30 protein-coding genes are annotated in these 21,758 nt (G+C 70.4%); 22 read left to right on the forward strand and 8 right to left on the reverse strand.

Features of this window, described 5'->3' with window-relative positions; all coding sequences use genetic code 11:
- Positions 1-174: 174 nt before the first annotated feature.
- The gene (locus CKCBHOJB_RS17305; RefSeq protein ID WP_281049908.1) at positions 175-756 is read right to left on the reverse strand and encodes a phasin family protein; all 582 of its coding nucleotides are present in this window, start codon (positions 754-756) and stop codon (positions 175-177) included.
- Positions 757-890: 134 nt separating this feature from the next.
- Between CKCBHOJB_RS17305 and CKCBHOJB_RS17310 the strand changes: the two genes are divergently transcribed.
- The 8 genes from CKCBHOJB_RS17310 (at position 891) to CKCBHOJB_RS17345 (ending at position 5,820) form a co-directional block, all read left to right on the forward strand.
- The gene (locus CKCBHOJB_RS17310; RefSeq protein WP_281049909.1) at positions 891-1,580 is read left to right on the forward strand and encodes a hypothetical protein; all 690 of its coding nucleotides are present in this window, start codon (positions 891-893) and stop codon (positions 1,578-1,580) included.
- A gap of 32 nt (positions 1,581-1,612) precedes the next feature.
- Positions 1,613-2,716: a VanZ family protein gene (locus CKCBHOJB_RS17315; RefSeq protein ID WP_281049910.1), complete on the forward strand. Its 1,104-nt coding sequence runs from the start codon at positions 1,613-1,615 to the stop codon at positions 2,714-2,716.
- A 62-nt stretch (positions 2,717-2,778) separates the two neighbouring features.
- Positions 2,779-3,102: a ferredoxin gene (locus CKCBHOJB_RS17320; protein ID WP_281049911.1), complete on the forward strand. Its 324-nt coding sequence runs from the start codon at positions 2,779-2,781 to the stop codon at positions 3,100-3,102.
- Positions 3,099-3,755: an alpha/beta fold hydrolase gene (locus CKCBHOJB_RS17325; RefSeq protein ID WP_281049912.1), complete on the forward strand. Its 657-nt coding sequence runs from the start codon at positions 3,099-3,101 to the stop codon at positions 3,753-3,755. Before CKCBHOJB_RS17320 ends, CKCBHOJB_RS17325 begins: the two co-directional genes overlap by 4 nt.
- A 230-nt stretch (positions 3,756-3,985) precedes the next feature.
- Positions 3,986-4,597, forward strand: coding sequence for a glutathione S-transferase (locus CKCBHOJB_RS17330; protein ID WP_281049913.1), 612 nt, complete (start codon positions 3,986-3,988; stop codon positions 4,595-4,597).
- 69 nt (positions 4,598-4,666) lie between these two features.
- Positions 4,667-4,918 (forward strand): type II toxin-antitoxin system prevent-host-death family antitoxin, encoded by a 252-nt coding sequence (locus CKCBHOJB_RS17335; protein WP_281049914.1) that lies wholly within the window; start codon positions 4,667-4,669, stop codon positions 4,916-4,918.
- Between the two features lie 35 nt (positions 4,919-4,953).
- Entirely contained in the window at positions 4,954-5,136 is a 183-nt protein-coding gene (locus CKCBHOJB_RS17340) for a PIN domain-containing protein (RefSeq protein WP_281049915.1), read from the forward strand.
- A gap of 243 nt (positions 5,137-5,379) precedes the next feature.
- A complete protein-coding gene (locus CKCBHOJB_RS17345; protein WP_281049916.1) occupies positions 5,380-5,820 on the forward strand; it encodes a prepilin-type N-terminal cleavage/methylation domain-containing protein in 441 nt (146 codons plus the stop codon).
- A 128-nt stretch (positions 5,821-5,948) separates the two neighbouring features.
- On the opposite strand, the gene CKCBHOJB_RS17350 is transcribed toward CKCBHOJB_RS17345, so the two are convergent.
- The 5 genes from CKCBHOJB_RS17350 to CKCBHOJB_RS17370 form a co-directional block, all read right to left on the reverse strand.
- Complete coding sequence (locus tag CKCBHOJB_RS17350; protein WP_281049917.1) at positions 5,949-6,317, reverse strand: hypothetical protein; 369 nt, start codon at positions 6,315-6,317, stop codon at positions 5,949-5,951.
- A 107-nt stretch (positions 6,318-6,424) separates the two neighbouring features.
- Positions 6,425-6,712, reverse strand: coding sequence for a HigA family addiction module antitoxin (locus tag CKCBHOJB_RS17355; protein ID WP_281049918.1), 288 nt, complete (start codon positions 6,710-6,712; stop codon positions 6,425-6,427).
- Between the two features lie 8 nt (positions 6,713-6,720).
- Entirely contained in the window at positions 6,721-6,999 is a 279-nt protein-coding gene (locus tag CKCBHOJB_RS17360) for a type II toxin-antitoxin system RelE/ParE family toxin (RefSeq protein WP_281049919.1), read from the reverse strand.
- 217 nt (positions 7,000-7,216) lie between these two features.
- Complete coding sequence (locus tag CKCBHOJB_RS17365; protein ID WP_281049920.1) at positions 7,217-7,603, reverse strand: type II toxin-antitoxin system VapC family toxin; 387 nt, start codon at positions 7,601-7,603, stop codon at positions 7,217-7,219.
- A gap of 2 nt (positions 7,604-7,605) precedes the next feature.
- A complete protein-coding gene (locus CKCBHOJB_RS17370) occupies positions 7,606-7,839 on the reverse strand; it encodes a type II toxin-antitoxin system prevent-host-death family antitoxin (protein WP_281049921.1) in 234 nt (77 codons plus the stop codon).
- A 261-nt stretch (positions 7,840-8,100) separates the two neighbouring features.
- Here CKCBHOJB_RS17370 and CKCBHOJB_RS17375 point away from each other — a divergent pair, with 261 nt between their 5' ends.
- Entirely contained in the window at positions 8,101-8,349 is a 249-nt protein-coding gene (locus CKCBHOJB_RS17375) for a CDGSH iron-sulfur domain-containing protein (RefSeq protein ID WP_281049922.1), read from the forward strand.
- A 50-nt stretch (positions 8,350-8,399) separates the two neighbouring features.
- On the opposite strand, the gene CKCBHOJB_RS17380 is transcribed toward CKCBHOJB_RS17375, so the two are convergent.
- The gene (locus CKCBHOJB_RS17380) at positions 8,400-8,972 is read right to left on the reverse strand and encodes a Uma2 family endonuclease (RefSeq protein ID WP_281049923.1); all 573 of its coding nucleotides are present in this window, start codon (positions 8,970-8,972) and stop codon (positions 8,400-8,402) included.
- A gap of 146 nt (positions 8,973-9,118) precedes the next feature.
- Here CKCBHOJB_RS17380 and cutA point away from each other — a divergent pair, with 146 nt between their 5' ends.
- From cutA to nusB, 6 genes are all read left to right on the forward strand, one after another.
- Positions 9,119-9,472: a divalent-cation tolerance protein CutA gene (cutA, locus tag CKCBHOJB_RS17385; RefSeq protein ID WP_281049924.1), complete on the forward strand. Its 354-nt coding sequence runs from the start codon at positions 9,119-9,121 to the stop codon at positions 9,470-9,472.
- A 31-nt stretch (positions 9,473-9,503) separates the two neighbouring features.
- Entirely contained in the window at positions 9,504-11,339 is a 1,836-nt protein-coding gene (gene dsbD, locus CKCBHOJB_RS17390) for a protein-disulfide reductase DsbD (RefSeq protein WP_281051719.1), read from the forward strand.
- Positions 11,340-11,589: 250 nt separating this feature from the next.
- Positions 11,590-12,201: a riboflavin synthase gene (locus CKCBHOJB_RS17395; protein WP_281049925.1), complete on the forward strand. Its 612-nt coding sequence runs from the start codon at positions 11,590-11,592 to the stop codon at positions 12,199-12,201.
- A gap of 64 nt (positions 12,202-12,265) precedes the next feature.
- Positions 12,266-13,354, forward strand: a complete 1,089-nt coding sequence (ribBA, locus tag CKCBHOJB_RS17400) for a bifunctional 3,4-dihydroxy-2-butanone-4-phosphate synthase/GTP cyclohydrolase II (RefSeq protein ID WP_281049926.1) — start codon at positions 12,266-12,268, stop codon at positions 13,352-13,354.
- A 19-nt stretch (positions 13,355-13,373) separates the two neighbouring features.
- On the forward strand, positions 13,374-13,877 hold the full coding sequence (ribH, locus tag CKCBHOJB_RS17405; protein WP_281049927.1) for a 6,7-dimethyl-8-ribityllumazine synthase: 504 nt from the start codon (positions 13,374-13,376) through the stop codon (positions 13,875-13,877).
- Positions 13,874-14,377 (forward strand): transcription antitermination factor NusB, encoded by a 504-nt coding sequence (gene nusB, locus CKCBHOJB_RS17410; protein ID WP_281049928.1) that lies wholly within the window; start codon positions 13,874-13,876, stop codon positions 14,375-14,377. Before ribH ends, nusB begins: the two co-directional genes overlap by 4 nt.
- 202 nt (positions 14,378-14,579) lie before the next feature.
- Here nusB and CKCBHOJB_RS17415 read toward each other — a convergent pair whose 3' ends face one another.
- Positions 14,580-15,632 carry an META domain-containing protein gene (locus CKCBHOJB_RS17415; protein WP_281049929.1) on the reverse strand — a complete coding sequence of 351 codons (1,053 nt, stop codon included), beginning with the start codon at positions 15,630-15,632 and terminating at the stop codon, positions 14,580-14,582.
- A gap of 126 nt (positions 15,633-15,758) precedes the next feature.
- On the opposite strand from CKCBHOJB_RS17415, the gene hypA reads away from it, so the two are divergent.
- The 7 genes from hypA (at position 15,759) to CKCBHOJB_RS17450 (ending at position 21,722) form a co-directional block, all read left to right on the forward strand.
- Complete coding sequence (gene hypA, locus CKCBHOJB_RS17420) at positions 15,759-16,100, forward strand: hydrogenase maturation nickel metallochaperone HypA (protein WP_281049930.1); 342 nt, start codon at positions 15,759-15,761, stop codon at positions 16,098-16,100.
- Positions 16,101-16,127: 27 nt separating this feature from the next.
- The gene (gene hypB, locus CKCBHOJB_RS17425; protein WP_281049931.1) at positions 16,128-17,120 is read left to right on the forward strand and encodes a hydrogenase nickel incorporation protein HypB; all 993 of its coding nucleotides are present in this window, start codon (positions 16,128-16,130) and stop codon (positions 17,118-17,120) included.
- Positions 17,117-18,265: a carbamoyltransferase HypF gene (locus tag CKCBHOJB_RS17430; RefSeq protein WP_281049932.1), complete on the forward strand. Its 1,149-nt coding sequence runs from the start codon at positions 17,117-17,119 to the stop codon at positions 18,263-18,265. Before hypB ends, CKCBHOJB_RS17430 begins: the two co-directional genes overlap by 4 nt.
- A 4-nt stretch (positions 18,266-18,269) precedes the next feature.
- Positions 18,270-18,488 carry a HypC/HybG/HupF family hydrogenase formation chaperone gene (locus tag CKCBHOJB_RS17435; protein WP_281049933.1) on the forward strand — a complete coding sequence of 73 codons (219 nt, stop codon included), beginning with the start codon at positions 18,270-18,272 and terminating at the stop codon, positions 18,486-18,488.
- Positions 18,485-19,624 (forward strand): hydrogenase formation protein HypD, encoded by a 1,140-nt coding sequence (gene hypD, locus CKCBHOJB_RS17440; RefSeq protein ID WP_281049934.1) that lies wholly within the window; start codon positions 18,485-18,487, stop codon positions 19,622-19,624. The genes CKCBHOJB_RS17435 and hypD overlap by 4 nt, the downstream gene beginning before the upstream one ends.
- 66 nt (positions 19,625-19,690) lie before the next feature.
- Positions 19,691-20,752, forward strand: coding sequence for a hydrogenase expression/formation protein HypE (gene hypE / locus CKCBHOJB_RS17445; RefSeq protein WP_281049935.1), 1,062 nt, complete (start codon positions 19,691-19,693; stop codon positions 20,750-20,752).
- Between the two features lie 169 nt (positions 20,753-20,921).
- Positions 20,922-21,722, forward strand: coding sequence for a hypothetical protein (locus CKCBHOJB_RS17450; protein WP_281049936.1), 801 nt, complete (start codon positions 20,922-20,924; stop codon positions 21,720-21,722).
- The last annotated feature ends 36 nt before the right edge of the window (positions 21,723-21,758 follow it).

Here is a 21,758-nt window from a genome sequence, read left to right on the forward strand (position 1 = left end):
ACTGGCCTTTTTGCTTTCCGGGCGCCGTTCAGCCTCTGGGTACGCGATCCGGAACTTCGCCGCCGTTGCCTGACCCCGCCGTTGTGGGCGCCCGCAAGAAAGGAAGAGGCCAACGCCCCAGGGCGGCTGGCCTCTTCCGGTTCCGGCGCTACGACCGGCAGGGGCGGCGTGCGCTTACGCGGCGCTCTTGAGCAGCGTGACCGTGGCGCGGGTGGTCTTGCTCACCGCCTCGACGGTCACGGCGGCGGCCTGGTCGGCGTTGGCCTGGGCGGTCTCGGAGACCTGCTTCACGACCTTGGTGGCGCCTTCGTAGGCCGACGAGGCGTTCGCCACCGCGGTCTTGAGCGCCTTGACGGCGAACTCGGAGCCGACCGGGACGTTGCGGTTGAGGCCTTCGAGCGCGACGATGACGCCCTGCAGCCACTGCGACATGCCGGCTTCGACCAGACGGAGCACGTCGGCCTGGGCCTGGCCGGCGAGGCTGCCGACGGTCTTGAAGTACTGGTAGCTCTTCTGCAGCACCGGGGTGACGGCGCCGATCTGCAGCTCGACCAGCGCCTTGGGGTCGCGGGTGGCGGCGACGGCCTGGCCGAGGGCGATGGCGTCGTCGAGGAAGGCGCGGGTGGTGTTGAGGTTGAGCGCGGTCAGGTGCTCGACCGCGGACAGCACGCTGTCGCCGGCGGCGGCGATTTCATTGACGCGGGCTTCGGCACTGCTCTTGGCACTGGCGAGGATTTTCTCGGGCGAGGTGTTCATGGTGTACTCCTTGGGTTGGGCGACACCGCATCGCTGACTCGGTGCACTTCTATGTTGCACTGCAACATAAATCGAGGCAAGTCCTTTGTGGACTTCGTCTCGACTTTTTGTGTTCGAAACGACAGGCCCCACGGATGACGCTTTCCACCGACCGGATCCTCGCCCTGCTGCTGTGCTGGCTGGCCTACGCCGCGATCCACTCGCTGCTCGCCTCGCTGTGGTTCAAGCGCCGGGTGGTGGCGCGCTGGCCAGGGCTGGCGCCGGGCTACCGGCTGGCGTTCAACGCGTTCGCGGCGATCCTGCTGGTGCCGCCGCTGTGGCTCACCATCGCCTGGCGCGGCCCGCTGCTGTGGTCCTGGGAAGGCGGCTGGGCGTGGGTGGCGAACGGGCTGGCGCTGGCCGCGGTGGCGGGCTTCGTGTGGTCGACGCGCTACTACGACATGGCGGCATTCGCCGGCAGCAGGCAGTGGAGGACCCGCCACGGCGCCGCCGAAGACCCGGGCGGCCTCAGCCTGTCGCCGCTGCACCGCCACGTGCGCCATCCCTGGTACAGCCTCGGCCTCGTCATCCTGTGGACGCGGGACATGGACGAGGCGCGACTGGTGAGCGCGCTGTGCATCAGCCTCTACCTGTGGGCGGGCTCGCTGCTCGAGGAACGGAAGCTGCTCGCCTTCCACGGCGAGGCCTATGCGCACTACCGCGCACGAGTGCCGGGGCTGATCCCCTGGCCCGGCCGCAGCCTGAGCGCGGACGAGGCGCGCGCGCTGTGCGCGGCGGATCGCCGCCACGGCGCGGCGGGGACGGATCCGCCCCGGGCCGGGTGATGCCTCGCCCCCAAGCTGGCACAATGCCCCGCATGCCTGCCGTCCGGCCCGCCGATTCGCTGGCCCGCTCCCTCGCCCTCGCCTACGCCCTGCTGGTCGCCTATGCCTGCCTGCATCCGCTCGCCGGCTGGCGCGACAGCGGCCTGCCGCTGTTCGACTGGCTGTGGGCGCCGTGGCCGAAGTACTTCATCCCCGAAGACTTCGTGTTCAACATCCTCGGCTACCTGCCGCTCGGCCTGCTGCTCGCCGCCGCGCTGCCGGCGGACCTGGGCTTCGGCCGCAAGGTGACGGCGGCGACGCTGCTCGCCGGCCTGCTCAGCCTGGGGCTGGAGACGACGCAGAACTTCCTGCCCTCGCGCATCGCCAGCAACCTCGACCTCGGCGGCAACCTCGCCGGCGCGCTGTTCGGCGCGCTCGCCGGCGCACGCTGGGGGGCGGCGGTGTTCGGCCCCTACGGGCGCCTGCACCGCTGGCGCACGCGCTACCTGATCGACGGGCGCACCGGCGAGGCCGGCCTGGTGCTGCTGGTGCTGTGGCTGGTCGGCCAGCTCAGCGCCACCGACCTGCTGTTCGCCAGCGGCGACATCCGCAGCCTGCTCGACATCCCGGCGCCGCTGCCCTTCCGCGCCGAGCGCTTCATCGCCTTCGACACCGCGCTGACCGCGAGCGCGCTGGTGGCGGTCGGCCTGTTCACGCGCTGCATGACGCGCGGCGCCAACCCGCTGCCGGTGCTGCTGGTGCTCGCGCTCGGCATCGGCGTCAAGACGCTGGCCACCTTCACCTTCTTCAGCCCGCCCGCGCCGCTGGCCTGGCTCACCCCCGGCGCCGAGCGCGGCCTGGCGATCGGCGCCGCGCTGCTGCTGCCCTGCCTGCTGCTGCCGCGCCTGGCCCAGCACGCCATCGCCGGCACCAGCCTGCTGCTCGCCACCGCGCTGGTGAACCTGATCCCCGAGAACCCCTACCTGCCCTACGACCGCCAGCTCGCCGGCTTCAGCAACGTGCTCAACTTCCACGGCCTCACCGCGCTGGTCGACAGCCTGTGGCCCTACGTGGCACTCGCCTACCTGTCGGCGCTCGGCCTGTGGCGCGGCGAGCATCTCGGCGGCCCGCCCGCGCGCCGCGAGCGCCGCCTATAATCCCCGTCGTCCGCGCGCGCCACGACCATCGGCGCCGCGCGCCGCCCCATACGAGAGAGCGCATGAGCTACTTCAAACACCACGTCTTCTTCTGCTGCAACCAGCGCCCGGCGGGCGAGTCCTGCTGCAACGACCACCAGGCCAGCGCCCTGCAGACCTACGCCAAGGAACGCACCGCCGCGCTCGGCCTCAAGGGCAAGGGCAGCGTGCGCGTCAACAAGGCCGGCTGCCTCGGGCGCTGCGACGACGGCCCGGTGATCGTCGTCTATCCGGACAACGTCTGGTACACCTACGTCGACAAGGAAGACATCGACGAGATCATCGACTCGCACCTGGTGCACGGCCGCGTGGTCGAGCGCCTGCGCCTGCCGGAGGACGCCGCATGAGCCGCCCCCTGCCCACCGAAGGCGCGCTGCTGCGCGGCCCCGCCGGCGCCATCGAGGTGCTGATCGACGCCCCGGAGACGGTCAGGGGCATCGCCCTGGTCTGCCACCCGCACCCGCTGTTCGGCGGCGCCAACACCAACAAGGTCGCGCACACGCTCGCGCGCGCCTACCGCGACCTCGGCTTCGCGGTGATCCGGCCGAACTTTCGCGGCGTCGGCAAGAGCGAGGGCGAGCACGACCACGGCGAGGGCGAGACCGAGGACATGCTGTCGGTGATCAGCTGGGCGGAGTCGCGCTGGGGCGCGCTGCCGCTGGCGCTGGGCGGCTTCTCCTTCGGCGGCTACGTGCAGGTGCGCGTCGCCAACCGCCTGGCCGAGGGCATCGCCCCGCCGCGCCAGCTCGTGCTGGTCGGCATGGCCGCCGGCGAGACCACCGGCAGCGGCCGCAGCTACGACACCCCGGCGCTGCCAAAGAACATCCCCGCGCTCGTCATCCACGGCGAGAACGACGACACCGTCGCGCTCGCCAACGTGCTCGACTGGGCCCGCCCGCAGGAACAGCCGATCATCGTCGTCCCCGGCGCCGACCACTTCTTCCACGGCAAGCTGCACCTGATCCGCGAGCTGATCGCGCGCAACGTCGATCCGGCCTGAAACCGCCTCCCCCTCACGCCCCCTTCCCTGTGGGAGCGGCGGCAGCCGCGAAGAAAAGCGGCAGATACACCGCCACCGCGCCTTCACGCGCCGCGTTCGCGGCTGCCGCCGCTCCCACACCCGCGTGCGCCCTGGCTTCTCCCCACTCGGCTCCGCGTCCCCGGTTTCCCTAATTCCCGCGTCCTGCACCACGGCGTATCGTCCCCTTCACCCCAAGGAGACACGCCGCCATGAAACTGCTCGCCTCGCTCACCAGCCCCTACGCCCGCAAGATCCGCGTCATCCTCGCCGAGAAGGCGCTGCCCTTCGAGCTCGTCGTCGACTCGCCCTGGGAGGCCAACACCCGCATCCCCGAGGTCAATCCGCTCGGCAAGGTGCCGGTGCTGATCACCGACGGCGGCGAGACCTTCTTCGACTCCCCGGTCATCGCCGGCTATCTGGAAACCCTCGGCGCCGCGCCCGCGCTGCTGCCGGCCGACGCGCTCGACGCGGTGCGCGTGCGCCAGACCGAGGCGCTGGCCGACGGCGTCACCGATGCCGCGGTCGCCGCCCTGCTCGAATCCCGCCGCCCCGACGGCGAGCGCAGCGCGCGCGAGATCGCCCGCCAGAAGGAGAAGATCGACCGCGGCCTGGCCGAACTCGAGCGCCGCCTCGACGGCCGCCACAGCTTCAACGGCGGCCAGATCCGGCTCGGCGACATCGCCGCCGCGGTCGCCCTCGCCTACCTCGACCTGCGCTTCCCCGACCTCGACTGGCGCAACCGCCACCCCGGCCTGGTGCCCTTCGCCGAGCGCATGTTCGAGCGCGAAAGCTTCAAGCGCACGCAACCGCCGGCGGGGTGAGCGGGGTCGTGACACCTTCGTCCCGCCCGGCCACGCTGCAATTGGTCAGATAGTCACGAACGAACTGCAATGCGTACGCTCACTCTCGCCGAAACGAAATCGCAACTCTCCGCCGTCGTCGACGAAGTCATCGCCGGAGAGGAGATCGTCATCACCCGCGGCGGGCGCCCGGTGGCGCGCATCATTCCCGAACGGACGAGGATGGCGCCCGACATCGCGTCCATCACCGCCGAACTGCGCGACTTCGTGCTCGCCCAGCCTCTCCAGCCCCGCACGGCAACGGAGGTCGTGCGCGAAGTGCGGATCGGAGGCGGCCACTGATCCACCCGCTTGCCTCGCGGCTTGCCGTCGAACCGGTGAACACCGCGGATTTCGACCGGGCAAGGCTCTGGATTGCCGATTACCGCAGGGCACTGCGGGCGGGGGATGCGCTCCACCTCGCCGTGTGCGCGCGACTGGGCGCCCGACTGTGCACGGCGGACGGCACACTGGCCCGGGCTGCAGCGTCGGTCGGAATTGCGGTTCAAACGGTGGGATAGGCAACCGCTCGCTGGAACTCGCCGACCAGAGGAGATCGGGGCCCGTCCCCCATTTCACCCCCCACGCCCTCCTATTGTCAGAAGTTGACAGGCCGATGCACGGCGCTTGTCAGCTGTGGACCTGGATTCATGTCAAGGCAGCGGAACTACGTCACGAAAAACCGCTGTCATGAGGATGGCACGCGCCTTGCTGAAGGAGGAACAAGCGGGTTTTCCGCGGTTTCCCCCTAAAGGAGAAGTGACATGAAAAAGATCCAGCAAGGTTTCACGCTGATCGAACTGATGATCGTCGTGGCTATCATCGGCATTCTGGCGGCGATTGCGATTCCAATGTACGGCGACTATACGTCGCGCGCTCGCGCTGCGGGTGCAATGAGCGAAATCACTTCGACAAAGACAGCAATCGCCGTGTGTTTTCAAGAGTTGGGCACATTGACGGGATGCAGTGCAGGATCCAACGGTGTTCCCACGATTCAAACCACCGAAAACATTACTACGGTGACCTCGGTCACTGACGGTGTCATCACGGTCACCACCGGTGCGACACTTACCGATGGAACCAATCTGACGATCGTCGATACTCCGAGTGTGGCTGCAGGCGACGCAAACATGACATGGACGAACAGCGGAACCAGCTGCAACGACACGCGTGGCTTCAAGTCCGGTCAAGGCGACTGCCCGTAAGAGATAGCGAAATAGGGGACAGACCCCAATTTCCCACCTAGCCTAGCCGCATCCCAAAACCCGCCGCGCACACGCCCGGCGGGTTTTCCTTTCTATACACTGGAAATAGGGAACAGACCCCAATTTCCCTATTTGAACCACTCCCCGCTCAGCTCCACCTCCGACCCGCGCGGCGGACACCCCGCCTTGCCCCGGGTGACACGCCGACCGAGCACACCTGCAAGTTGGGCGGCGAAGCGGTCGTTCCCGAGCGCATGGTTGCCCTTGGTCGCCGCGCGAATCCGATCGACCTCGCCGGGCTCGAGGGCATGTCGAAACAGCTCGCGGTAACGCTCGGCGCATGTCCGACGATCGCCGCCGAGAGCCGCGAAGACAGGATGAGGCCGGATCGGCGCGTCCTCTTCACCCCGAGCATTGGCGCGGCAACTCGACCGGCGGCAGGCGCCGGGATGACCCACCATGCCGACCCGCACCGGATCGAGTTCGATATAGCGCATGCAGCTCGGCAGGTAGCGGTCGTCCTGCCCGAGCCAGTCGAGGTAGCAGCGGCGGAATCGGGGTCCGGAATTGGGGTCTTTCCTCTATTCCGCCATTGCGTCCGCCGTCAGGCGCCGATGCGCGCTACCGGTGCGCGCGCCTTGGCACGTTCACCCGCGCTCCACAGGTCGCGCTGTGCCTGGAGCTTCAGCCAGTAGCCCGGCGTTGTGCCCAAGGCCTCGGAGAGGCGCAGGTCGGTGTCGGCCGTGACCGCTGCATGCCCATGCAGGATGCGCGAAAGCATGACGCGGCTGATGCCGATGTGCGCGGCAAAGGCCGTCACGCTCAGGTTCAGGTCTTCGAGCCAGCCGGCCAGCAGGTCGCCGGGAGGAGCGGGGTCGTGCATGTCCATCATCTCGGGTCTCAGTGGTAGTCGAGGTAATCGAGCAGCTCCACGTCCGTGCCATGGAAACGGAATGTCAGCCGCCAGTTGGCTTGCACCGTCAAGGACAGGAAGCCCGCGCGATCGCCGCTCAGACCATGCAAATGCCACGACGGACGGGCAAGGTCGGCGGGGCTGGCGGCAGCGTTCAGCGCGGTCAGCATCTCCCGCAGCCGCTTGCCGTGCATTGGCTGGATGCCAGCTTGCACGCCGGTGCGGAAGAATGCTTCGAGCCCCTTGTGACGGAACGAGACAATCATAGTCTGTATATCATTGCTTTACAATTAGCAGGGACGCCGCAGAAGCCGGTGGGCAGGGCCAGCCGCTCCGTGCCTGATCAGCGGCCACGATGAATGATATATGCATATACACGACAATCGATCGAGGCAACGGCGGCGGCAGTCGAAGCAAACCGGGCGGCGGAATTGGCGCGGCGGAATTGGGGTCTGTCCCCTATTTCCTCCTATTTCCTTCTCGTCACCACAAGGTTGCCGTCGCGAACAACGCGAACGCCGGATCTCGGGTGACAAGCACGAGGCCCTCCAGCTCGGTCTGTGCCGCCAGCATGCGGTCGAAGGGGTCGCGATGCTCGACTGCATAGCCGCCGGCCTTGAGGCAGTGGTAGTAGCTCACCGGGAGATGCTGGAAGCCATCGGCCGACACCAGCTCGTCGAAGCGGCCGACGGCCTCGCCGGCTTCGCCGAGCTTGCCGAGACGGTGCTTGGTCGCCAGTTCCCATGCAGTGGCCGCGCTCACGAGCACCGTGTCGAGCGGGTCGGCAATGGCGCGCCGCGCGTTTGCGGAGAGCTGCGGGTCGTCGGTCCACCACCACAGCAGCGCGTGCGTGTCGAGCAGCAGACGCATCGTCACTCCCAGGCGGCCAGCTCTTCGGCGGGCAGCGGCTCGAAGAAGGCCGCGGACAGCCGCTTGCCAGCGAGGCGACCGGGCTTGCGGACAGCGCCCTCATCGGGCGCGAGGGGTACGAGCCGCGCATAGGGCTTCCCCGCCTTGGCAAGAATGATCTCCTGCCCGGCATGCGCCTGCTCGAGCAAGCGCGAGAACTGGGTCTTGGCTTCGTGGACGTTGACGGTCAGCGGCATGGCGCACCTATCGGACTAAGTTACCGGACTAAGTCTAGAGCAGGCCATGTTCGACGGCAAGGAGAAGGGAGCCGCGGATTGGCGCTGGTTTGGCTCGACGACGAATCGTTGGTAAAGCGACTGCAATCGAAGCAAGTGGTAGCCGACCGCCTGTTCGCCCCGATTGACATCCCATCGCCGGCGGGCGCAGTGTCCTCATGCCGCTCGGCAGCCGTCCCGGCCTCCGCCTGGCGCGACGACACCCCCACAGGAGACGAGCCCATGTCCGAACAACGTGAACCCCATATCGCACAGAAATCGCCCTACGCCGTCGAGCTCGAGGCCGGCAAGCAGTACTTCTGGTGCGCCTGTGGATTGAGCAAGAACCAGCCCTTCTGCGACGGCTCGCACAAGGGCACGGGCTTCAGTCCGACCGGCTTCACCGCCGAGAAGTCGGGCACGGTCTATCTGTGCGGCTGCAAGCACACGGCCAAGCCGCCGTATTGCGACGGCACACACACCAAGCTCTGACGGGCGGGGCGCAGGCGGGCGGCCGGGGGCAGCGAAAGTCTCCGCCCACGCTACTCGCCCTCCACCCCCTCGAAGATCTCGGCCACCGGGCAGCGGAAATCGACGCTGGCGAGTTCCAGCGCCTCGTCGAGCGCGAAGGGATACAGCACCCAGTGCCCGGTGGCGTCGCGGCGGAAGACCTCGATGCGGCGCTGCTCGAGGGAAACGAGCACGTATTCCTGCAGCGAGGCCAGTGTACGGTAGGCGGCGAACTTGTTGCCGCGGTCGTAGGCCTCGGTGGTGGGCGACAGGACTTCGACGATCAGCAGCGGATGGCGCTTGACGTGGCTCGCTTCCGGCGCGCGGTCGCGCGCGTCGCAGGTGACGAGGATGTCGGGGTAGAAGAAGGCGTTGGCGGCCTCGACGTGGACCTTCATGTCGGCGATGAAGGGCTTGCAGGGGGTGCCACGGGAATTCGCATGCAGGCTGGCGAAGAGATTCCCCGCCGCCGTGCCGTGCGCGTCCGAAGCGCCGCTCATCGCGAACACCTCGCCATCGACGAATTCGTTGCGGCCGGGCTGGTCCTGCTCCCAGACGAGGTAGTCGTCGGGACCGAAAGGGATCTTGGCTTGGGGCAGGCTCATGGTCTTCCTCGCTGCGCATCAGGGATTAACCGCTTCGAGCATAGCGGTGGTGGGCGGGGCGGGCAATCGCGCGGCTTGATCCCGCACAGGGCGTCCGCCGGCCAGGTCTGGGACAATGGCGCCCGCTCCACGACGGATCCCCGACCATGCCCGCGCCCTCTCCCGCGGCCGACGCGCCGCCCGCCCTCCTCGTCCTGACAAACCTGCCCGACGCCGCGCAGGCGCAGACGCTCGCCGCGGCGCTGGTCGAGGCGCGCCTGGCGGCCTGCGTGAACATCCTCGCGCCGTGCGCCTCGGTGTATCGATGGAACGGCGCGGTCGAGACCGCGACCGAGGTGCCGCTGCTGATCAAGACCACGCCGGCGCGCTACGCAGCGCTCGAGGCGGCGATCCGCGCCCGTCATCCGTATGAACTTCCCGAGATCGTGGCAGTCCCTGTGACGCAGGGCCTGCCCGGGTATCTCGACTGGGTCGCTGCCGAAACCGCGTCCGCCGACTGAGCGCCGCGCGCAAACCTTCATGAAGATCACGATGCATCGTCTGCTCCTGCTGCTCGCGCTGGTCGCGAGCCTCCTCGCCCCCACGCTGTCCCGCGCCAATCCGATCGAACCCGAGAAGGCCTTCGCGATGCGCGCGCAGGCGCTCGATGCACAAACGGTGGAGGTGGTGTTCGAGGTCGCCAAGGACTACTACCTGTACGGCGACAAGTTCCGCTTCGAGGCCGAGCCCGCCGAGGTCACTTTCGGCCCGCCCGAGAAGCCGCTGGGCAAGAAGCACAAGGACGACTTCTTCGGCGAGGTGGAGACCCACCGCAAGACGCTGCGCATCCTGCTGCCGGTGCAGGCGCCCGCGGGCACGACGCGCTTCGAGCTGTTCGCCACCGTGCAGGGCTGCTGGGACGGCGGCATCTGCTACCCGCCGACCACGCAGCAGGCCTCGATCGACCTCGCCGCGCCGCCGCAGAAGAGCGGTGGCGGCTTCCTCGACAGCGTGCTGCGCGGCGATGCGGGCGCTTCCGCCGCAGGCGTGGCCGCGAGCCCCGCCGGCACGGATGCGCCTGCGGACGGCGCCGTGTCCAGCGACGAGACCGGCGACATCGCCCGCCTGCTCGCCGGCGCCAGCGTGCCGATCGTGCTGCTGAGCTTCTTCGGCTTCGGCCTGCTGCTCGCGTTCACGCCCTGCACCTTCCCGATGATCCCGATCCTGTCGGGCATCATCGTCGGCCAGGGCAACAAGGTCTCGCACATGCGCGCCTTCGTGCTGTCGCTGGCCTACGTGCTGGGCATGGCGGCGACCTACGCGCTGGCCGGCGTCGCCGCCGGCATGACCGGCACCATGCTGACCGCCGCGCTGCAGAACGTGTGGGTGCTGGGCGCCTTCGCGCTGCTGTTCGTGCTGCTGTCGCTGTCGATGTTCGGCTTCTACGAGCTGCAGCTGCCCACCGCGCTGCAGAGCCGGCTCGCCACCACCGCCAGCCACGGCAAGGGCGGCAGCCTGGGCGGGGTGACCGTGATGGGCGTGCTGTCGGCGCTGATCGTCGGCCCCTGCGTGGCGGCGCCGCTGGCCGGCGCGCTGCTCTACATCGCGCAGACCGGCGACGCGGTGCTCGGCGGCTGGGCGCTGTTCGTGATGGGCCTGGGCATGGGCGCGCCGCTGCTGGCGGTGGGCGTGGCCTCGCGCAGCCTGCTGCCCAAGGTCGGGCCGTGGATGGAAGGCGTCAAGAAGGCCTTCGGCGTGATGCTGCTGGCGGTGGCACTGTGGATGATCACCCCGGTGATCCCGCCGCTGGCGATGATGCTGGGCTGGGCGGCGCTGCTGCTGTTCTCGGCCATCTTCCTGCACGCCATCGACCCGCTGCCGCACAACGCCAAGGGCTGGCAGCGCTTCTGGAAGGGCGTGGGCGTGGTGCTGCTGCTCGCCGGCGCGGCGATCCTGGTGGGCGCGCTTGCCGGCTCGCGCGACCCGCTGCAGCCGCTGTCGGTGCTGCGCGCGCAGGCCGCGGCGCCGGTGAATGTGCCGCAGTTCGAGAAGGTGAACTCCATCGCCGAGCTCGACGCGCGCCTCGCCCAGACCGACCGCCCGGTGATGCTCGACTTCTATGCCGACTGGTGCGTGTCGTGCAAGGAGATGGAGCGCTTCACCTTCAGCGACGCGCGCGTGGCCGAGCGCATGGGCCGCATGCTGCTTCTCAAGGCCGACGTCACCGCCAACAACGACGAACACAAGGCCCTGCTCAAGCGCTTCGGCCTGTTCGGCCCGCCGGGCATCATCTTCTTCGACGGCCAGGGCAAGGAGCGCGAAGGCATGCGCGTGGTGGGCTTCATGAAGGCGGAACCGTTCGCGACGGTGCTGGACCGGGCGCTCTGAGGAAAAACAGCTCGCGGCTTCCGCCGCTCCCACAGTTGCGCGTGCTGTGTTGGCGGCTTCCGCGGCTCCTGCTGCGGTGCGCGGCGAGGTTTGCCGTGGGAGCGGCGGGAGCCGCGAAAACAGCGCTCAAGCCCGCGCTGACTTCGCGGAACATACGGCGGCAGCCACCCCACGGAAAACCGCCCCAACCCGGCCAAGCCCCGGTTTTTCCCCTACAATCCCGCCTTTCCCCTTTCGGTTCAAACCCTTCATGTTCTCCGGCATCGTCGCGGCCGTCGGCCGCATCGAACACATCGAGCCGCTCGCGGACGGCATCCGCCTCACCGTCGACACCAACGGCCTGGACCTGTCCGACGTCATCGTCGGCGACAGCGTCGCCCACAGCGGCGTGTGCCTGACCGTGATCGAGATGAACGGCCCCAGGCTCAAGTACGACGTCTCGCGCGAGACGCTGAACTGCACCGTGGGCCTGGATGCGGTGGGCAACGAGGTGAACCTGGAGAAGGCGCTGCGCCTGGCCGACCGCCTCGGCGGACACCTGGTCACCGGCCATGTGGATGGCGTGGGCGAGGTGGTGAAGTTCGCGCCCATCGGCGAGAGCCACGAGCTGGTGATCCGCGCCCCGGCGACGATCGCCGGCTACATCGCCAAGAAGGGTTCGATCACCGTCAATGGCGTGAGCCTCACCGTGAACCGCGTCGAAGGCCGCGACTTCTGGATCAACCTGATCCCGCACACGGTGGCGATGACCAACCTCAAGCACCTGGCGGCCGGCAGCAAGGTCAACCTCGAGATCGACCTCATCGCCCGCTACGTCGAGCGCATGCTCGAGTGGAAGCGGGAAGAAGCGGCGCAGGCCTGATCGCCCCCGCCCAGCCCCCATGCCGCGCAGCCAGGCCAGCAAGAACGCACACAAAGGACACAGCATGAGCGCACTCGCGCCGATTACCGAGATCATCGCCGACATCAAGGCCGGCAGGATGGTCATCCTGGTGGACGAGGAAGACCGCGAGAACGAGGGCGACCTCGTGATGGCGGCCGAATTCGTCACGCCGGAAGCGATCAACTTCATGGCCAAGCACGGCCGCGGCCTGATCTGCCTGACGCTCACCGACGAGCGCTGCCGCCAGCTCGGCCTGCAGCAGATGGTGCGCGACAACCGCACGCCGCACGGCACCGCGTTCACGGTGTCGATCGAGGCCGCCACCGGCGTCACCACCGGCATCTCGGCGCACGACCGCGCGCGCACCGTGCAGGTCGCGGTCGGCCGTCACGCCAGGCCCGAGGACATCGTCACCCCCGGTCACATCTTCCCGCTCACCGCGCAGAAGGGCGGTGTGCTGATCCGCGCCGGCCACACCGAGGCCGGCTGCGACCTCGCCCAGCTCGCCGGACTGGAACCGGCGGCGGTGATCTGCGAGATCCTCAAGGACGACGGCACCATGGCGCGCCTGCCCGACCTCGTCGAGTTCGGCAAGGAGCACGGCCTCAAGATCGGCGCCATCCGCGACCTGATCGAATACCGCGCCGCCACCGAGCACCTGATCGAGAAGGTGAGCGAGAAGGAGGTCGACACCGCGCACGGCCGCTTCGTGCTGTCGGCCTTCGAGGACAAGACCTCGGGCGACGTGCATTTCGCCCTGTCGCGCGGCGACATCACGCCCGAGCGCGAGACCCTGGTGCGGGTGCACGAGCCGATCTCGGTGGTCGACTTCCTCGACCCGGCGAGCGGCCGCCACAGCTTCCCGGTCAATGACTCGCTGGCGACCCTGGCCACGGCCGAGGCCGGCGTGATCGTGCTGCTCTACCGCCCGATGTCGGGCCGCGAGCTGCTCGCCAGCCTCAACGGCACCCACGACCGCCCGGTGAAATGGGACGCGCGCCTGTTCGGCGTCGGCGCCCAGATCCTGCGCGCCCTGAACGTCGGCAAGATGCGCCTGCTCGCCAGCCCGCGCAAGATCCCGAGCATGACCGGCTTCGGGCTCGAGATCACCGGCTTCGTCGACAAGAACTGACCGAACTGCAGAGAACAGCATGCAACGCAACCAACCCGAAAACGCCCGCCAGGGCGCCCGCTACGACGGCATCGACGAGATCGACCCCAGCTTCGACGGCGCCGGCGTGCGCGTCGGCATCGTCATGGCGCGCTTCAACCTCGACATCTGCGAAGGCCTGCTGTCGTCCTGCACCGACGAGCTGCTGCAGCTCGGCGTGGCGCGCGGCGACATCCGCATCGTCACCGTGCCCGGCGCGCTCGAGATCCCGCTGGTGCTGCAGACCATGGCCCGCAGCGGCAAGTACGACGCCCTGGTCGCGCTCGGCGCGGTGATCCGCGGCGAGACCTATCACTTCGAGCTGGTGTCGAACGAGATGGGCGCGGGCGTGACCCGCGTCGGCCTCGACACCGGCCTGCCGATCGCCAACGGCGTGCTGACGACCGAGGACGAGGACCAGGCGATCGCGCGCATGCGCGAGAAGGGCGCCGACTGCGCCCGCACCGCGGTGGAGATGGCGAACCTGCTGAAGGTGGTGCGATGAGCGACATGGACAACACCAGCCCGGCGCCCGAGGGCAGCGGCGCCCCCAACCCGACCAGCAAGATGGCCCGCCGCCGCGCGCGCGAGCTGGCGCTGCAGGGCGTGTACCAGTGGCTGCTGTCGGGCAACACGATGGCCACGGTGCAGCGCCACCTGGAGTCGGAGACCGAGAACCTCGACAGGATCGACCGCGAGCTCTTCGTCAGCCTGCTGCGCGGCGCGATCGCCGGCGCCGACGAGCTGCGCGGCCACTTCGAGCCGCTGCTGTCGCGCCCGCTCGCCGAGCTGTCGCCGATCGAGCACGCGATCCTGCTGCTCGGCACCCACGAGCTGCGCCAGAACATCGAGACGCCCTACCGCGTGGTGATCAACGAGGCCATCGAGCTCGCCAAGGGCTACGGCGGCACCGACGGCCACAAGTTCGTCAACGGCGTGCTCGACAAGCTCGCCGCCCGCATCCGGCCGGAAGAAGTGGAAGCCGCGCGCGCCAAGCGCGGCTGAACGCCCGCTGCCGGCGGCCGGCCCACATTCGCGACTGCCGTCGCTCCCACAGGGCGGCGGCGCCGCGCTTCGGCGGGAGCGGCTGCCGCGCTTTTCCGTGCGAGCGGTGGAAGTCACGCCTTTCTGTGGGAGCAGCCGCCGCGCTTTTCCGTGGAAGCGCCGGAAGCCACGCTTTTCTGTGGGAGCGGCGGAAGCCGCGATCTCACGGCCGCCGGGCGCGCATCAGCGTCTGGTCGCCGGCGCGCAGGATCAGGCTGCCGTCGGCCGCGATCGCGAAACCGGTGATGCGCCCGGCAGCCTCCATGAAGCGCCGCTCCTCGTCCATCACTCCCGGCTCGCAGGCCATCTTGGTCGCCCCCAGCGGCGACAGGCGCAGGCCCTCGCCGGACAGCGCGTAGCTGCCGAAATAGCGGTTGCACGCGGCCATGCCGCCCAGCCGGCCCTCGGGCGCGAAGTCCAGCGTCGTGCGCGCGGGATCGGCCACCGCCTTGCCGCCGATCTCCACCACTTCCCACGGCCCGCCCTGCAGCAGCACGGCCGGATCGCCGCCGCAGCCCTCGAGCACGCGGTCCTGCCAGCGCACCTCGACCGTGTTCGGATGCGGCATGCCGCTCATGGCGTCCTCGCAGTAGCGCTCGAACACCAGCGCCGTCAGCGGCCAGCCGGAGGAAACCGCCTCGTAGCTGCGCAGGCCGTCGCCGTCGATGACCAGCGGGCTGGGCGCGAACACGTGCGTGTAGCCGCCATCGAGCAGCAGCGACAGGCCGTCGGCGCGCACGTCCAGGCGCCAGCCGGGCTCGTTGCCCACCGCGCGGAACAGCGGCCGCTCGCCGACCAGGCGGCATTCGGGCTGCGCCGCGCCGTCGATCTCCAGCCGCGCCGCATCGCCCTTGACCCAGATCGAGGTGCGGTCGTCATCGACCGAGACCATCCTCGCGCCGGACGCGGTGCGCACCGGATGCAGGGTGTAGGTCCGCCCCCCGGCCTCCAGGGTCGCCAGTTCGCCGAAATGGCGCAGGGTGACGGTCTGCTCGCCGCAACGGAAGCGCAGCGGCGGCTGGGGGTCGAGCGCCAGCACGGCCGCATCGCGGGGCGCCTCCCCGGCAGCCGGCGCGGCGGACGAAGCCGGCTGCGCGCTCGCCGGCGAGGTGGCAGCCGGGGTGGCGGGCGGCTTCGACGCCGCACGATCGCCGAACAGCGAACACCCGCCGAGCAGCGCGGCGAGCGGAAGAAGGAAAAGCGGACGAAGCACCATGGAGTAAACTCCCTCTGTATCGAATGACGACCGGCAACCCGCACGCCTCATGTCATGACTTGGCCGGCGCCGGCAGGCAGGACGACCGCGGCGCCGACTCTAGCACGCCCGCCCGGACGGACCCGAATGCACGAAATGTCGCTCGCCGAGCATGTGCGCGAGATCATCGAAGACGCCGCCGATGCCCAGGGGTTCCGCCGCGTGCGCCGGATCGTGCTCGAGATCGGCGAGCTGGCGGCGGTCGAGACCGAGGCCCTGCAGTTCTGCCTGGACGTCGTGCTCGAGGGCTCGGTGGCGGCGGGCGCGCAGCTGGAATTCGGCGCGGTGCCCGGCGAAGGCTGGTGCGCGGCGTGCGCGCGGACGGTGCCGATGCACGAGCGCTACGACCCCTGCCCGCGCTGCGGCGCCTACGGGCTGGACGTGCGCGGCGGGACACGGATGCGGGTGAGCGCGCTGGAAGTCGAGTGACGGCAGGCTGAGGGAGGAACACGGACGATGTGCACGGTATGCGGATGCGGCGGGAAGGCGCAGGTCGGACTGGCCTACGGCGGCGCGCGGCGCAAGCCCGCGACGGCGGCCGGCGCCCACGCGGCCGCCGCGACGCCCCACCACTGGCGCGCGCTCGCCAGCGCGGAGAACGCGGCGCCAGCAGCCGGCGGGGGCCAGCCGGCCACGCTGCCGGCGAACGGCGTCGCGATCGTCGCGCCCGCCGGCCCCGCACCCACGCCTGCCGCCGGCCATCACCACCTCCACTTCGGCGCAGGCCCCGCGCGCGCCCACGTGCCCGGCATGAGCCAGGGCGAGATGCTGCGCATCGAGCGCGACATCCTCGGCAAGAACGACGCCCTCGCCGCGCGCAACCGCGCCACCCTCGCCGCGCACGGCATCCTGGCGCTGAACCTGGTCTCCAGCCCCGGCTCGGGCAAGACCTCGCTGCTGGTGCGCACGCTGCAGCTGCTCGCCGGCCGCGTCCCGGCCGCGGTGATCGAGGGCGACCAGCAGACCGAGTTCGACGCCGAGCGCATCCGCGCCACCGGCGTCGCCGCGCTGCAGATCAACACCGGCAAGGGCTGCCACCTCGACGCCGACATGATCGCCCGCGCCCTGCCCCGGCTCGCGCTCGCCGACGGCGGCCTGCTGTTCATCGAGAACGTCGGCAACCTGGTGTGCCCGGCCGCCTTCGATCTCGGCGAGGCGCACAAGGTGGTGATCCTGTCGATCACCGAGGGCGAGGACAAGCCGCTGAAGTACCCCGACATGTTCGCCGCCGCCGACCTGATGCTGCTCAACAAGATCGACCTGCTCCCCCATCTGCAGTTCGACGTGCAGCGCGCCATCGACTACGCGCTGCGGGTGAATCCGCGCCTGCGGGTGATCCGGACTTCGGCCACCAGCGGCGAAGGTCTCGACGAATGGCTCGCCTGGCTCGAGACCCGGCTCGCGGATACCCGTGGGGCCGACCTACAGAAGGCTGCCACGCCAGCATGAGCCCGCCGTCCCGGACAGCGCCCGGCGCCGACGCTGAGCGCCCCATCCTCGCCCTCGGCGCCTGGTTCAAGCACGCGGCCTGCGTGCTGGACGCGGACGGCTGGACCTTCGGCCCCAACCTCGGCGACCTCGACAACGCGGAGGCCTGCGCCGGCGTCGAGCCGGCGGTGGCGGCCCTGCTCGCGGCGGCAGGGCGTACGCCGCGCGCCGTCGCCCACGACCTGCACCCGGACTTCCACTCCACCCGCGTCGCGCTCGCCACCGCGGCGCGCCTCGGCGTGCCGGCGATCGGCGTGCAGCACCACCACGCCCACGTCGGCGCGGTGCTCGCCGAGCACGGCCGCTTCGACGCCCGCCCGGTGCTCGGCCTGGCGCTCGACGGCGTCGGCCTCGGCAGCGACGGCGAGGCCTGGGGCGGCGAGCTGCTGCGCGTGGAAGGCGGGCGCTTCCAGCGCCTGGGCCGCCTGCGCCCGCTGCGCCTGCCCGGCGGCGACCGCGCCGCGCGCGAGCCCTGGCGCATGGCGGCGGCGCTGCTGCACGCCGGCGGCCGCGGCGACGAGATCGCCGACCGCTTCGCCCGTCATCCCGCGGCGGCGATGCTGGCGCAGGTGCTCGCACGCCCGGCGCTGAGCCCGCAGACTTCCAGCCTCGGCCGCCATTTCGACGCCGCCGCCGGCCTGCTCGGCATCTGCGAAATCATGCAGTTCGAGGCCGAGGCCGCGATCGCGCTGGAAAGGCTGGCCGCGCAGCACCCTGCGCCCGCAGTCGATCCGGCGGACTGGCGGATCGACGCGGCCAAACCCCGCAGCGACCTCGCCCTCGCCCTCGAACTCGACCTCCACCCCCTGCTGCTGCGCCTGGCCGACGAGCCCGACGCCGGCCGCGGCGCCGCACGCTTCCAGGCCACGCTCGCCGCCGCGCTGGAAGACTGGGTGGCGCGCGCCGCCGCCCTGACCGGCTGCGCCACCGTGGTCCTGAGCGGCGGCTGCCTGCACAATCGCCTGCTCGCCGACGCGCTGCACACCCGCCTGCCCGCGCGCGGCCTCGAAACCCTGGGCGCCCTGCGCCTGTCCCCGGGCGACGCCGGCCTCGCCCTCGGCCAGGCCTGGGTCGCACTGCACTGCCTCACAGACAAGGAAACCTGACCCCATGTGCCTCGCCATCCCCGCCCGCGTGGTCGAACGGCTCGCCGGCGACGACGCCGTCGTCGAGCTCGACGGCGTGCGCAAGACGATCTCGCTCGCCCTGGTCGACGACGTCGCCGTCGGCGACTACGTGATCGTGCACGTCGGCTTCGCGCTCAGCCGCCTCGATCCGGAAGAGGCCGCGCAGACGCTGGCGCTGTTCGCGCAGACCGGCGCCCGATGAAATACGTCACCGAGTTCCGCGACGGCGTACTCGCCGCCGGCCTCGCCGAAGCCATCGCGCGCGAGGTCGAACCCGGCCGCGACTACGCCTTCATGGAGTTCTGCGGCGGCCACACCCATGCCATCTCGCGCTACGGCGTGGCCGACCTGCTGCCCGCGAACGTGCGCCTGATCCACGGCCCCGGCTGCCCGGTGTGCGTGCTGCCGGTGGGCCGGGTGGACATGGCGATCCGCCTCGCGCTCGCCCGCCCCGAGCTGATCCTGTGCACCTACGCCGACTGCCTGCGCGTGCCGGCCTCGGACGGCCTGTCGCTGCTGAAGGCCAAGGCGCGCGGCGCCGACGTGCGCATGGTGTATTCCGCCGCCGACGCGCTGGCGCTGGCGCGGCGCGAACCGGGGCGCGAGGTGGTGTTCTTCGCCATCGGCTTCGAGACCACCACCCCGCCCACCGCGCTCGTGATCCGCCAGGCCGCGGCCGAGAACCTGCGCAACTTCAGCGTGATCTGCAACCACGTGCTGACCCCGCCGGCGATCGACGGCCTGCTGTCCGCTCCTGCCGCATCGGGCCTCTCCCGCCCGCGCCTGGACGGCATCCTCGGCCCGGCCCACGTCTCGGTGATCATCGGCAGCGCACCCTATGCCTTCGTTGCCGAACGCCATCGCACCCCGGTGGTGATCACCGGCTTCGAGCCGCTCGACGTGATGCAGGCGGTGCGCATGCTGGTGCGCCAGGTCGATGAGGGCCGCGCCGAAGTCGAGAACGAATACACCCGCGCCGTAACCACCGAAGGCAACCGCAAGGCGCAGGCGCTGATGGCGGAGGTGCTGGAGCTGCGCGAGCGCTTCGCCTGGCGCGGCCTGGGCGAACTGCCCGCCTCCGCACTGCGCATCCGCCCGGCCTTCGCGGCCTGGGACGCGGAAGCGAAGTTCGGTCTCGAGGACCGCCCGGTGCCCGACCACAAGTCCTGCGAATGCGCCGCCATCCTGTGCGGCGCCAAGGGCCCCACCGACTGCAGGCTGTTCGGCACCGTGTGCACGCCCGAAACCCCGATGGGCGCGTGCATGGTGTCCTCGGAAGGCGCCTGCGCCGCGCACTACAACTACGGCCGCTTCCGCGACCAGCCCGCCGCCCCGTAGGAGCGGCGGCAGCCGCGATCCTCCGACCTCTCACCACTCGCCCCCCTCCGGAGCCCGCCCCCCGCCATGCGCAGCGCCACCACCGCCTACATCCGCCCGCTCGACCTTCGCCGCGGCCACGTCGACCTCGGCCACGGCGCCGGCGGCCGCAGCATGAGCCAGCTCATTGCCGACCTCTTCGTGCACGCCTTCGACAACCCGGCGCTCGCCCGCGGCGACGACGGCGCGGTGCTGCCCGCGCCGGCCGCCGGCGAGCGCCTGGTGATGGCCACCGACGGTCACGTGGTGAGCCCGCTGTTCTTCCCCGGCGGCGACATCGGCAGCCTGTCCGTGCATGGCACGGTGAACGACCTCGCGGTCATGGGCGCGCGTCCGCTGTGGCTGTCCGCCGGCTTCATCCTCGAGGAAGGCTTCCCGCTCGCCGAGCTGGCGCGCATCGTCGCCTCGATGGCCGCCGCCGCGCGCGCCGCAGGCGTGCAGGTCGTGACCGGCGACACCAAGGTCGTCGAGCAGGGCAAGGGCGACGGCGTGTTCATCACCACCACCGGCGTCGGCGCCCTGCCCGCCGGGCGCGATCCGGGCGGCGCGCGGGCGCGGCCGGGCGACGTCGTGCTGGTTTCGGGCACGCTGGGCGACCACGGCATGGCCATCCTCGCCCAGCGCGAATCGCTCGCCTTCGAGTCGCAGATCGTCTCCGACAGCGCCGCGCTGAACGGCCTGGTCGAGGCGCTCTACGCCGCGGTACCGGCCGAAGCCATCCACGTGCTGCGCGACCCCACCCGCGGCGGACTGGCGAGCACGGTGAACGAGATCGCCAGCCAGTCCGGCGTCGGCTTCGAGCTCGACGAGGCGGCGATTCCGGTCGCCCCCCAGGTGCGCGCGGCCTGCGAGCTGCTCGGCCTGGATCCGCTCAACATCGCCAACGAGGGCAAGCTGGTGGTGATCTGCGCCGCCGACGCGGCCGAGGCCGCGCTCGCCGCCCTGCGCGCGCATCCGCTCGGCGCCGCGGCGGCGCGCATCGGCACCGTGGTCGCGGACGAACGCCGCTTCGTGCAGCTGCGCACCCCGCTCGGCGGACGGCGAATGGTGGACTGGCTGGCAGCCGAGCAACTGCCGCGGATCTGCTGAGAAGCGGCCCGCAACCGGCCTTTACAACTCATTACCCCGCGATACACCTGGCGCCCGGCGATTCGCCTATCTTTCGGGTGGAGACAGCAGAAACGCGGAACGGGCCGCCGGGCAATGCGCCCGGTCCCGTCCCCGCGCCCTGTCCGCCCCACCCTTGCAGGACGCCGCCATGACCTTCCCATCCCGACTGTGGTCCCTGATGCTCGCCGGCAGCCTCGTGCTCGGCGGCTGTGCCGTGGTGCCGGTGGATGAATATGGCTACTACGATGACGACTACGGCTATTACGAGCACGACACGGTCATCGTCACTCCGCCGCCGCGGGTGGAATACCGCGGCCTGCCGCCGACCGTCGGCTACATCTGGATCGACGGCTACTGGAACTGGAGCGGGCATCGCCACGACTGGGTTCCAGGCTACTGGGCGCCACCGGGCACGCGTCAGCGCTCGATCGTGCAACACCGCTACTACGAGCGCGATCGTGACGACGACCGTCGCGAGCGCTGGTGGCGCGATCGCCGCGACGACCGACACGATCGCGATCGCGATGGCGATGGCTGGCGCGACGGCCGTCGCGGTGACGATCGGCGCGACAGCGTGCGCGACCGCGACGGCGTGCGCGACCGCACTGCCGACCGCGACGATGAGCGCAGACGCGCGCTGGTCCGCGAGCGCGAGCGCCGGATCGATCGCGAGCAGGTGCAGCCTCGGCAGGGCGCTCGACCAGGCGTGTTTCCGCGCCCGCAGCTCACGCCGCGCGAACGCATCCAGGCCGAATCGGAGCGCCGGCGGCTGGGCGAGGAGCCCCGCAGCGAACGCCTCATGATCCGCCGTGACCAGGAACGCATCAGCGAGCGCGGCGCGGAACGCCGCCGCGGCGACGAGAAGCGTGCCGCATCCGACGAGCAGCGCGGCGACGAGCGCGGCCGCCCGCAGTGGCGCGAGCATCTGCGCGAAGCCGGCGGCAACTGAACGCCCCGCATTGAAGCCCCTGTGGGAGCAACTGCC

The organism is Thauera sp. GDN1 (assembly GCF_029223545.1).
Taxonomy (GTDB): domain Bacteria; phylum Pseudomonadota; class Gammaproteobacteria; order Burkholderiales; family Rhodocyclaceae; genus Thauera.